The sequence below is a fragment of the Lapidilactobacillus dextrinicus DSM 20335 genome, from assembly GCF_001436095.1.
GTDB classification, from domain to species: domain Bacteria; phylum Bacillota; class Bacilli; order Lactobacillales; family Lactobacillaceae; genus Lapidilactobacillus; species Lapidilactobacillus dextrinicus.
The window spans coordinates 64336-76503 of record NZ_AYYK01000009.1; the positions used below are offsets into that span (position 1 = coordinate 64336).

Genomic DNA, 12168 nt, shown 5'->3' on the forward strand with positions numbered 1-12168 from the left:
ATAGGAATTATTTTAGTAGAATATGGATCGCTAATTGAACTAGCTTTGTTACTTTTATATACAAAAGGTTACATTATGTGTATATAAAAGTAACTGATAAAAGACGATCAAAATAATTTCAGGGTGCATTAATAAATTGGTGTTTATACATGAGACTTATCTTGTTTGAATTACACATTAGTTTATAGTAAAGTAATGTGTAGAGCAAATAAGATGGTGATTGAATGATATTATCTGATAAAGTTGATAAATTATTAGTTAAATATAATGGTACTTTTACAAGAAAGCAGGCATTATCTGAAGAGGTTTCTGATTCTTTATTAACAAGAATGGTTAAAGAAGAATTGATTGAACGGGTGGGACCTGGGATTTATATTGATCCAGCATCATTTGAGGATGAGTTTTTAGTTGCCCAGTTGCGTTTAAGCAAAGGAATCTTCTGTAAGGAAACTGCCTTATACCTATATGATATGACTGATCGAACGCCGAACTTTATGGAGATGAATTTTCCTAAAGGATATAAGTCAAACTATTTTGATGAATTACGAATTAAGCCTTATCGCCAAGTTAATTCTCTTCATGACATGGGAATTACCACCGTCAAAACCCCATACGGAAATAAGGTACAGGTCTATGATGTTGAAAGAACTTTATGTGACATTATTCGTCCGCCACATGTTGCACAAGAAGAAGTTATTCGAAATGCGATGCAAGCTTACATAAAGCGACCGGAAAAGAATCTTAATCGCTTGGTAAGGTATGCTAAAGAATTGAAGGTTGATGCGAAAATCAAAACCTACATGGGAGTGTTACTATGAAAAATCGGTTTACTAATGCCATGCAGATGAAGGCCTACGTGAAGAAACAGGCTTCACTGAATAACATCGATCCTCGTTTGTTGATTCAAGAGTTTGTACTTGATGATTTACTTGAGCGTATTTCACTTTCTCAATATCGTGATAATCTGGTCTTAAAGGGCGGCTTTTTGATTGCGTCGTTGTTAGGAATAGATACGCGTTCTACTCATGATTTAGATACAACAGTTGTTGGTATGCCCATCGATCCCAATCAATTAATGGCTGTTTTCACAGAGATCTGTCAAATCATTCCTGAGGATGATCCTATTGAATTACATCCCATTAAAATTGAACCAATTCGTGATGATGATAAATACGGCGGTTATCGTGTGCATTTTGAAGGATTAATTTATGACAAGATAAAGCCAAGGTTTAAAATTGATGTTTCTACAGGTGATAAAATCACACCCAGCGCAATTAATTATCAACATCATTTAATTACTGAAGATAGGGTAATTACTGTTGCGGCCTATAATATTGAAACAATCTTAGCTGAAAAGTTAGAGACAATTATTAGTCGTGGATCCACTAATTCAAGATCAAAGGATTTTTATGATCTATACGCACTCACGAAACTTGAACATCAAAATATTGATATTGAGCAATTAAAACAAGCATTGATTAATACCGCAACTCATCGAAAGACAATGGCAGAGATTAATGATTATCAGAAAACAATCGCTGATATTTTGGAAGATGCGGACATGAATAATCGGTGGCAAATTTATCAACGAGATAATATATTTGCGAAGGATATTAGTTTGAAAGATACCTGTGATGCAGTGATTCAGTTGATGAATGAAATAAATTGGAACTGATAAAAGTATGAAGATATTCATATAATTAATGTTATAAGGAAATTAGAATCCGTTTTATACTCAAATCATCATGTGTTGTGAGTATAAAACGGATTTTTTCTCACCTTCGTTTTAAAGAAACTGATGATTCTTTGGCACTAACGGCGCATAAAACTCACTAATCACACCAACACCAGTATCCACATAACCACGGCCTTTAACTGGTTTTTGGAAGAAGTCTTTATTGGTTTCACCAAACATCATGGTATAACCAAGATCAGACATGCGCCCAAGCGCAACGCGAAACATGAATTGATCGCGAATGCCATCACCTAGATATTTGGCATCTGGCCTTTGGCAAGCTAGGATTAAAAAGAATCCTGATTGACGTCCTAGCATGACAATTTGCTTGAGTTTACTCATAACCTCAATTGAATCTCGACCTAACATATCCATGAAGGCCACGTATTCATCAAAGATTAGAAAGTGTGCAGGTAAACCTAAATAGGCATAGTTTTCACCGGTTTTATAATTAGGCATTTGTTTCATTTCGGTATTGCGGGCCATCATGTCTTGATAAAAGTCATTAAGTGCTGCCAACATGTCATCTTTTTGATAATGAACGTCAGGTAAAACTTCGGCGAGATCAGCTAAATCGGCGTTCTTTGGATCAAGAATTGTTAGTTTAGCATCGGTTTTGGCCAAAGCTTCAATAATTGTCAGGATAAAGTAAGTTTTACCACCACCAGTCCCGCCAGCAATTAACATATGTGGTAGAGAATCGTATTGCCAACTAACCGTTTCCATCAATTTGAGTTCACCGTTCTGACAAGTAACATCATCAATGGTAATGCGATTACCAATCGTGTCATAGAGTAGGGTGTATTCCACAAAAGAGTCGTGTAGAATTTTATCAACGATTTCACAGAATAGACCTGATTCTAATTTCTTTTCGAGATGAAGCAGCTGGTCCTGATAAGATGACATCACAATTTCAAATTGAACATGAATCAGTCCATCTTTAAGTCGATAGTAGACTTTAGGAAAGTGGCTGATTTTTTGTTTGCTTCGATTATTACTAAGATCCTTAAAGAAACTTTCTTGCTGAACTTTAACAGTTTCATACCACTTATTCTGGAGTATCATCTTTGCTATTTTTTGGCGATGCTGAATCTGTTTCAGATAATCAAAGTGGAAATGATAGAGGAGTAAGAATACTATGCCAAGTAATACTAATGAACCAACAATGACATAGACTAAATATTGCCAAGACCAAGCTAATCCTTTAATTTCTTGCCAGGTTAATTGCTTTTTTAAAATAGCCCGCCAATTCTTTTGATAAACAATGACCGATCCGGACAATATTAATAGAAGAAAACTATTACAAATTAAATTAAAAATCAGATTCTTATCTTTAGGTCGAATTTTGTGACCGCGATATTGCCATAGTTTACTCATCAATAACTCCCATGTATTGAACTTCTAATCCTGTTTCAGTTTCAAAGCTAGTGAAGGTGAAACGTTTAGCGATATGATCAATACAGTGTTCGGCTTCTACAAAGACATATTGATAGCTTTCAGGTATTTCTTCAGATGCCGTGATGATTTCATAAAATAGATCCTCAATATTTCGTTGATAATTAGGTAGAATGTTTTCTTGATAGTCTTGATAAAATTCTTCTTGATGAATGATTTCGATGTCTGCGGTTTTCATGGTAAAGCTCCTTTCTAGTAGGTGATCTACAAGTAATATCAATCTGATTATTTTTTATCATTGTTGGATTTTCCTTTTTCTCCTGGCATCACAATATCATCTGCTTTGATATACCAAGCTGTTGTGGCACCACGGTAGTCAGCGTTAGCCACCGTATCAATAACAGGATTAACTAAAGTGACTAATTGATTATAAGCAAACTCTTTAATACCAGCCTTTTCGGGAATAGAAACCTGAATCATTAAGCCTTGACCAATACTTTTTAGGTCATATGTCCGTTCAACAATTTCATTTGTTGGTGAGCCATCTTCATCGATGACAAATTTTTCCCGACGTAATGCCGAGAATTTCAACATTCCGAAAGTCTTTTCTGAGTCTAAAACAATACCATTAGGTAAACGCATATTAAATTCCTCTTTTCTTATTTAGTGTGAGTGTTCAATGCTTTAATATCATCGGCATAGCAGGCGTAACGAACAAAGGCTTGTTCGCCAATTCGATAACCAACTGCTGTAATTTTAGGATTCACTAGTTCGATTCGCTGTTCAGTTGTTAGTATTTTTTCTTTATCACCAGCTTCTGCTGGGAGGGTAACTTCTACATCGTCAGCGCGTTGAACATCAGAGAATAAGTTATAGGTACGCGAAATAACCTTACCGTTCCGACCACGTTCACGCAGTTCTGCTTTTTCGCTCCCAAAATATAAAGTACCGAATGTTTCTTTAACCTTAGGGATGACATATTTTAGTTCCATGAAAAATTCCTCTTTTCTATTTTTTGTATTAAAAAACCAGATAGGATTTCTATCTGGTTAGTTCATATCATTGATTAGTTTTTATTGTTTGTGGCGCTTTTGGTAGTGATAACCACCAATTAAAACCGCTACGTTTAATAAAATGATGACACCAACAATGGTGAGTAAAATATTTTTACTTTCACCAGTTTGAGGTAATGTGCCTTTGGAGATTTGTTTTTCTACGGCCGGTGTTTCTTTTGGTGAAACCGGCTTTTCAGGTGTTGTAGGTTTTTGTGGTGTTACTGGTTGTTCAGGTTTCTTCGGTGTTTCTGGTACGACTGGTTTCTTGTTCTCCACTTGATAGTGTAAGGTTTGACCATCTTCAGTAATCGCAATTTGGAATGGTTCAACACCTTCGTAACCTTCAGGTGTGTTGGTTTCAGTAATCATGTAAGTGTCGAAAGGCAAGTCTGAGAATTTAAGATAACCATTAGCGTCTGTTTGACCAGTTTGTACAACTTCGTTAGTTGTCTTACTCGTAATCGTAAACTCAATATCTTTCATTGAATTTTGACGTTTTTGTTCTGGATCAAGTTCTTCTAGTTTAGAAACAGCACTTTGATCACTTTCAAGTTTAACCAAGTCAAAGTGACCAGTAATGACTTGTTCTTTAACTGTTAAAGAAGTAATCGCTAATTCTTTATCTTGACCAGCATATTCCAGCTTGAATTCATGCTTTTGATCATCAAGTAAATAGCCGTGAGGTGCTTTTGTTTCTAAGAAGTAATAGTCATCTAAGGGAATATTTTCGACAGTTCCTTGACCATCTTCAATCGTGACTTCACTAATTACTTTGTCGTCTGAAACACGGTGTAGTTCATAAACGGCACCATCTAAACTAGCAGAGCCTTGAGACTTATCGCCAGTTTCAGCATCTTCTTTAATTAAGGTCACATTACCAAATTGTTCTTGATCGACACCTTTAATTGAAGCAGTTGAAACTTTGGCAGTTTGGCCAGCGTATTTTAATTCAAATGGTAGCTTTTCAGTATTGAGTAAATAACCAACTGGTGCTTTTTCCTCAAGTGCGTAGTATTTGCCCAAGGCTAGGCCATTTAAATGACCTTTACCAGTTTCATCGGTGGTAATGGTACCAAATTTTTTACCAGCTTCAGTATAAATGCCATAGACAGCACCATTTAAGGAATAGTATTGGTTATACATAGTGGTGCCAAACTCGCGACCAATCTTAGTTAATTCAACATTGCCAAGTTGTTTCTTATTGCCTAAAATAACTTCAATGGTCTTATTTGGTTCGATGGTTACTTCTTTTAGCTCACCAGCATTAACATAACCATTTGGCGCCGTAACTTCGGTGATCTTAACTTTAGTACCAGCTTTAATATCATTTAAAGCGGCATAACCGTCTTTACCAGTAACGACTTCTTTAGCCTTGCCGTCGTATTCGAATTTTAACTTTGTATTTGGTAAAGCAGTATTAGTGTCACTGTCAATTTTCTTAGCGCGTACATTACCGTTATGATTTACTTTAATGTTTAATTTGAATTCTCCAGCTTGAGCTAGTTTAAAATGGACAATTTTTTGTTGTTGACCTTTGGTGTAAACGAAAGATTGACCAACATTAGCAGCTTTAGCAATGGCATAGGCGAGCGTACCACTTGCTTTAGAATCTTTAGTTGCGGCTAGTTTCAAGGTATTACTACTTTTTGAAACTTGTAGACCAGCAGTGTTGGCAGTTTGAACATTAAATTCTGATAAGCGTTTCTTGGTATCAGTTAAGGTGATCGAGTCACCAACATTCAGTGTAATTGTCTGCTCATTAAATGAAGGTTTATCGTTGAATGAATTTACTTTGTTTAGAATTGATTTTCTTAAGGATTGATAATTAGGAATGTTAGTGGTTAATAGCGTGTCACCAAGCTCTTCCCAAATCATCGATTGGGTTACCGCATAATTCACATTGGATGGATTATTTTGATAACCATAATAAGCAATCAATGCTAGACGATCTTTCAGCTTAGATTCATAAACACTAGGATCATAACCTGAACCAGACATTTCTAAATCAACACCATGCTCGATACAAAAGGCGTCTTTACCATCGACAAGTTTTTTATAGTAACCAGCATCGGTCCAGTGTTGACCACCAAATGCTTTTAAAGACCAAGTTGAAACCCAGTCACCAACTTTGACGTTGTTCATACTTGCGGCGAAAGCCTGAGCAGGTGCAATCAGGGCAGAAAAAAGGATAGTCATTAAGGCTATCCAGGCGTAGAACTTTTTAGTTTTTACTTTCAATTTTGAAACCTCCTATATTAAATCAATTTAAAGTATAAATTAGTATGATAAATTTGATTATAGGGTAAAGAGAAACTTATTGGTTAGGTCTAGTATGAGTGGAGTTAAAAGAATTAAAGGGATAAAATATGAATAGACATTCAGTTGTTGTATTATAAAAAGCTAACGAGGCGGAGTGATTCGATGCTTGTTCAGAAAAAAATTGAAGATGGTGCAATTCTGGCACTTCAAACATATTTTAATCAAATGGATCAGGTAGATGCTGGTAATATAAATTCAAACGATAAAACGCCCGCAGTTGATGGGAAACTTGATGTCTATGATTTAAATAATGGTCAACAATATAATAAGGGTAATCTACTATACAGTATTGATTTACAAATCAAGGGTACTACAAAATCGATAACAAAAAAGAATAAGAATAAATATTCTGTCTCATATGCTGATATTGAATTTTTTTTAAAGCATACAAACGGTTTAATATTTTTTGTAGTGAGCATACAAGATAACACGTCAAAGATATTTTATCGTAAATTAGCGCCGTTAGATTTGAAAGAATTGATGAGAATTCGAACGCCTAACCAAAAAACTAAGCTAATATCCTTTTACTTAATACCTGAAAATCCAGATCTTTTTCTAAATATATTAAATGACTTTCATAAACAATGTGAATTGCAACCCCGCTATCTTCTAGACTTAGCTGTGGAAAGTGATACAACTTCTGGCTTTTATACAACTATTAGTTCTAATCCGAAATATCTGATGGAAACTGTAAAGAGTGGAACTTATATATATCAAAAAATGGTTAATCAAGTCACTGGACAATCAATAACTATTCCATATGCTCCAGCAAAAGTTAAAGACTTTTTTACAATTGGTAAAACTTCTCTATATGCACCGGATGGAACAGCTATACCTGCTGTAACAAAAAAATTCGTTGAAGATGATACGCATGAACGTATTGAAATGTTGGCTGGTAATGAAAATAGTATTCAAATAGTTGCAAAAATAGTAAACAATAATTTTAATTCGACTGAAATACAAATAAAATTTACTGCGCATGGAAATTATGAGCAAAGAATGAGTGATGCTGTATTTTTAAAAAAATTTTTAGGATATTTTAGAGAAACAAAAAGTAATGATTTAAAAAAATTTCAAGAATTTTCATCGATTATCGATAATCAAATTGATAATTTGACCGAAATTATTACGCTAATGAATAACCTTGGAATTCTTATTGATTTTGATCCGGACACACTTAATTCTGAAGAGGCCCAAAACTTTAATAATTTTGTTGCAATTTGCCAAGATAAAAATTCCATAAAGTCAAAACTACAGAAATACATTCTTACTCTAAAAAAAGATCGTTATGCATTTTGGTTTTATAATGGGGAGATTATTAATTATTTTTCTCCTGATATATTTAAGCAATTTCGCCTATATATTACCGTTGGTGATTATAAGGGACAAGTAAATCCATATACTCTGATTAGAGACAGGCTTTTTGAATATCCTACGTTTTCTTTTGACACGATACTAGACGGATTTAATACAGTAGACTATAAATCAACAGATATTGCTGATTTTTACTTGGGTTATGTTGACTCATTGATTACCAATTTTGATATTTCAGAGAATAAGGATTTTCTGAAACTTGCGAATACCATATTTAAAATGATAAGTCCCGGTGTTAGTCACTCAAAAAAATTGATTTTTAGATGTCAGATATGTTTAAGAAAAAACGGCGAGATTGATTTGGATGATCTAGGGAAATTGCTAGAACTTACTAAATCAGAAAATTTAATTCATAAAATTTCAGCTCAAATTTTACTAAAACGTCCCAATGAAGTTAAAAGAATATGGCAAAATTTACATTCAAATGAACAAAGTGAATTATTAGATTCTGCCATTGCTAATCTTTCTCCAATTGACTTAAGACACGAAACTGTAGTTTTTCACCCTACAAATAATTAACGCTGGTCTCTATATACAACCTTTTAAAAGATCAGGTATAGTATCAGGAAAGGTTATATGAAATATACAAAAAAGACAAACGATTAATCATCATTTGCCTTTATAGTTCATTTGAACGAAAAGATTCAAGCCTCACGTTGCGAATAATTGGTACCAAAATTGGTACCAATTTATCAAATTAATTCAATTTCATTCAAATTTTTTAAATTTATTTTTGTATAAATGTTGATTCTATAACTTTTTAATATACAGTAAAACCTAGGACCTTAAAACCAGGTCTTAAGAAAGTTAGAAAAGCTTCACAATTTAGTAAGCGTTAATCGTTGTTATACCAACGGTTACAGACACTTTCCAGAAATGGAAGGTGTTTTTTTATGCCTTTAATTTAAACTCCAAGTGTAACACTAATTAAAAAAAGATTAAAAGACGGCTTATCTGCTTACAATTACCCAGTGCTCCTATCCTAGTATTTGGTACATCTAATTCTAGACAGATATGTCATAATTAAATTACTTAGAATAGTAGTTTTTTTAATAAAACGATACACTAACTGGTTTAAAGAAAGTGTTGTGAAGATGTATCACGAGGAGAAAAGCCGAGTATGCCATCTTTTGGAAGAGTGAGAAATTAGAAATTTCAAAAGCTGCGGTGGTGTTCAATGGTTTACCGACATGCGCCACTGTTCTTTTCGAGAACGTGTTACTATATCTAAGGAAGTCACACAAAACATGGAGGTATTTATGAATAATAATGACCGATTACTACGTTTGCGTTATGCAATCGACCTGAAGGATACGGATCTAATCAAAGCTTTTGAGCTGGGTGGCGTACCTGTGACGAAAGAAGAAGCCCAGGCGATACTGACAAAAATCCAAGACAAGCAGGGGGACAATGAGAAGAAGAATATTTATGAAAAGCCCATCAATAATCAAGTGTTTGATGCTTTCTTAAATGGCTTAATTATTCTGGCCCGCGGTCCGCAAAAAGATAAACCAGCACAGGCTATGCCGCAAAAAAGCAAGGAAATTAAACATATCAACAATGTTTTACTGAAGAAATTAAAAATCGCACTTTCTATGACTAGTGAAGACATCTTAGCCATTTTCGCCGAAGTTGAGCTTTACCCCTCAAAGGGGGAGATCGGGGCTTTCTTGAGAAGAGAAGGACAGCGTAATTTTAAACCCTGTGGGGATGAGTATATGCGTAATTTTCTCAAAGGGTTAGGGATTTATAATAGAAGGAAAGGGTAGACTTATGACGGCGTTTCTTATACAAATGGAGCAACTACTCATTTACAGCTTTTGTTAAACCAGCAGCGGATAGATTTTTTGAGGGCAGTCAGTGTCTTAGCGTACGAGGAATCTAACTTTTTTGTCTTTACCTTATTCTCAAAACATTAATATATTCATATATCAATGTTTACATGGCAGCCACTTTTTTGTGGATGTCTTTTTTTATAGTTGAGTTATTTTTAAATATTTCAAATACGTGGTCTCTTTTAAAATGGGGAATTTGAGATACGAACAATATTTAAATAGGTCGTATCTGATTTTTCACGAAATAATAATATGCCGAATATCCTGAATCTGAATAGGAAAGTCTTGACCAGTTAACCAAATCGAATCTGTATTAAATCCGGTCACAAAACCAGTAATATCTTGTGTAAACTGATCATTTTTATTAAGGATATTTAATTGGAGTTGAACTAAGCGATGCTCCGCAAATGATTTTGCTAAGATTTCAGAGATATCTGCTAGTGATTGTTGAGCGTGGACTTGGACGTGTTCATGAGCTTTAGCTGTGTTTGCTGTTTTCTTGAGTGCAGCCGTATGGTCGGATAAATAGAATCCTTGCCACTTTAACATACCGCGGTCGCGGTAATCATATTTGAAAAATTGTTTAACAAGGTTGAGGTCGTAATGATAATCGTTTTTCATTCTTCACCGTGCCGTTGTCTTTGAATGATCCGCTGTGAGCTTGGCCAAACCAAATTTACGAAGCCATAATATTTAAACGTGAGTTGGGTGTCCTGTTTTAATTTTTTAATGATTTTTTCTAGGTAGTCGAGTTGATAATGGTCGATAGAATGCAGTGGAATTGATCGTTGTGGTAGTTTATTGAATTGACTTGAAAGGAAAAAATTAAATTTTTGCGCATAAATATTATTGGCGATGTCTAGCCAATATAGTGTGTTTGCTTGACGCTTAAATTGCTTGTTTAATCGTTCTTCAATAATTTTCAAGTCATTATTCATAAGCATTTCCTCCATTGTGACCGCCGGTTAAACTAGCCCGATTAATAGCAGTACCTCCCGGCAACAGGCTTGACGCTTTGACCAAAGAGGTGAACCCAAAGCGATCATGAATCTCATCAATAACGTGGCCGATTTGGTTATTTTTAAGTTGCTGTTCAGGCTGGATAAATAGATTGAGTTGCAGGTTATTATCAGTGACTAATTTAAAAGCGTAAACGGCAATATTCCGAATACTTTGCCCATCCCAAAGGCTTTGAAAAAGAGAAATGAGCGCTTTAGTGATATCACGATCATTATTGGTCGACTCAATTCTCGTGGTACCACTAAAACCGTGACGACCATCGTTTTCTTGTTCAGCATTTGAGAAGCCGATCGTTAAAGATAAACCCGTGGTCTTTTTATGATGATGACGCAAACGAGCGGCGACTTGTTCACCAATTTCTTTAATCACCAGTTCAATTTCGCTTTGTAAATGATAATCACGTGGTAGTACCTGTGAATTGCCAATACTGGCTGACTTTACCTTAGGTCGAACATTAACATTGGTGCGATCAATTCCCCAAGATAAGGCAAAAAGTTGTTCGCCAATGATCCCCATTTCTTGTTTAAGTAGATAAGGATTGGCATGGGCTAATTCGTTAAGATTATGGATACCTAGTCGTTCTAAATGCGCCGCTGTCCGATTAGCGATGCTCCAAACATCAGTTAAATTTTCGATGGTCCATAATTTCTGCTGAACTGTCTCGTAATGAATTTCACCGATTAAATCTTGGGCATGTTTGGCATAAATATCTAGGGCAATTTTAGCTTGGAGGGGATTGTCGCCGATTCCGATCGTTGTGTACAGTCCCAATTTTTTTCGAATTGTGCGTTGAATGCGTTGGGCAACTTGACGAGGTGAAGCGCCAAAAAGATGCCATGAATGAGTCATGTTTAAGATTGATTCATCAATTGAGTAAACAACTAAATCATTTTCAGAAGTGAAATTAAGAAAGAGTTGATTAATTGCGAGATTCATCTTGATATAGTGATTCATCCGTGGGGGTACAATAATTAACCGCGGATCAGCTGGAAGATCGCGTTTACGCGAAACGTTATTCTGTAAATGATATAACCGTTTGGCCTCTGGACTAGTCGCTAGCACTAGTCCATCGCCAGTATTGTCGGCTTCTGATAGCACGACTAGGGGAACTTTTAAAGGATTTAAGCCCCGTTCCACTGCCTCACAAGAAGCATAGAACGACTTGTTATCGATTAAAAAATAAACGCCATGAGGTTCGTTATCATATAAATCCATTTTGATCACTTCCAAAAAGAAATCTTAATTTAATTTTACGAACGTATGTTCTATTTGTCAATGCTAATTTATTTAGAGTTGTTTGAGTAGACTAATTTATTTTTTGAAGATTGGATATAAAAAAAGAATGAATATTAGGGAACTGCAACTATTTTTTGAAACATATAAATAAAAGCAGCTTTCTATAAATTAGGCAATTGATTTTCTGTAGTCTACAGGA

At 35.0% G+C, this 12168-nt stretch carries 12 protein-coding genes; 4 read left to right on the forward strand and 8 right to left on the reverse strand.

The window, feature by feature from the left end:
- Positions 1-224: 224 nt before the first annotated feature.
- Positions 225-818 carry a type IV toxin-antitoxin system AbiEi family antitoxin domain-containing protein gene (locus FC84_RS06000; protein WP_057756823.1) on the forward strand — a complete coding sequence of 198 codons (594 nt, stop codon included), beginning with the start codon at positions 225-227 and terminating at the stop codon, positions 816-818.
- Complete coding sequence (locus FC84_RS06005) at positions 815-1675, forward strand: nucleotidyl transferase AbiEii/AbiGii toxin family protein (protein ID WP_057756826.1); 861 nt, start codon at positions 815-817, stop codon at positions 1673-1675. The genes FC84_RS06000 and FC84_RS06005 overlap by 4 nt, the downstream gene beginning before the upstream one ends.
- A 111-nt stretch (positions 1676-1786) precedes the next feature.
- Here FC84_RS06005 and FC84_RS06010 read toward each other — a convergent pair whose 3' ends face one another.
- The 5 genes from FC84_RS06010 to FC84_RS06030 form a co-directional block, all read right to left on the reverse strand.
- Complete coding sequence (locus tag FC84_RS06010; RefSeq protein ID WP_057756828.1) at positions 1787-3112, reverse strand: FtsK/SpoIIIE domain-containing protein; 1326 nt, start codon at positions 3110-3112, stop codon at positions 1787-1789.
- Positions 3105-3368: a hypothetical protein gene (locus tag FC84_RS06015; RefSeq protein WP_057756830.1), complete on the reverse strand. Its 264-nt coding sequence runs from the start codon at positions 3366-3368 to the stop codon at positions 3105-3107. Before FC84_RS06015 ends, FC84_RS06010 begins: the two co-directional genes overlap by 8 nt.
- Positions 3369-3415: 47 nt before the next feature.
- The gene (locus tag FC84_RS06020) at positions 3416-3772 is read right to left on the reverse strand and encodes a YdcP family protein (protein ID WP_057756832.1); all 357 of its coding nucleotides are present in this window, start codon (positions 3770-3772) and stop codon (positions 3416-3418) included.
- A gap of 17 nt (positions 3773-3789) precedes the next feature.
- Positions 3790-4122 carry a DUF961 family protein gene (locus FC84_RS06025; RefSeq protein ID WP_057756834.1) on the reverse strand — a complete coding sequence of 111 codons (333 nt, stop codon included), beginning with the start codon at positions 4120-4122 and terminating at the stop codon, positions 3790-3792.
- Between the two features lie 81 nt (positions 4123-4203).
- A complete protein-coding gene (locus FC84_RS06030; protein ID WP_057756836.1) occupies positions 4204-6423 on the reverse strand; it encodes an MSCRAMM family protein in 2220 nt (739 codons plus the stop codon).
- Positions 6424-6606: 183 nt separating this feature from the next.
- On the opposite strand from FC84_RS06030, the gene FC84_RS06035 reads away from it, so the two are divergent.
- Together FC84_RS06035 and FC84_RS06040 are read left to right on the forward strand one after the other, a co-directional pair.
- Entirely contained in the window at positions 6607-8397 is a 1791-nt protein-coding gene (locus tag FC84_RS06035; protein WP_057756838.1) for a DUF4365 domain-containing protein, read from the forward strand.
- Between the two features lie 740 nt (positions 8398-9137).
- Positions 9138-9647: a YehS family protein gene (locus FC84_RS06040; RefSeq protein ID WP_057756840.1), complete on the forward strand. Its 510-nt coding sequence runs from the start codon at positions 9138-9140 to the stop codon at positions 9645-9647.
- 303 nt (positions 9648-9950) lie between these two features.
- Here the strand turns inward: FC84_RS06040 and FC84_RS06045 are convergent, their stop codons facing one another.
- The 3 genes from FC84_RS06045 to FC84_RS06055 are packed head-to-tail and all read right to left on the reverse strand — an operon-like array spanning position 9951 to position 11948.
- Positions 9951-10334 (reverse strand): hypothetical protein, encoded by a 384-nt coding sequence (locus FC84_RS06045; RefSeq protein ID WP_057756842.1) that lies wholly within the window; start codon positions 10332-10334, stop codon positions 9951-9953.
- The gene (locus FC84_RS06050; protein WP_057756844.1) at positions 10331-10651 is read right to left on the reverse strand and encodes a hypothetical protein; all 321 of its coding nucleotides are present in this window, start codon (positions 10649-10651) and stop codon (positions 10331-10333) included. The genes FC84_RS06045 and FC84_RS06050 overlap by 4 nt, the downstream gene beginning before the upstream one ends.
- Complete coding sequence (locus tag FC84_RS06055; protein WP_057756845.1) at positions 10644-11948, reverse strand: Y-family DNA polymerase; 1305 nt, start codon at positions 11946-11948, stop codon at positions 10644-10646. The genes FC84_RS06050 and FC84_RS06055 overlap by 8 nt, the downstream gene beginning before the upstream one ends.
- Positions 11949-12168 lie beyond the last annotated feature (220 nt).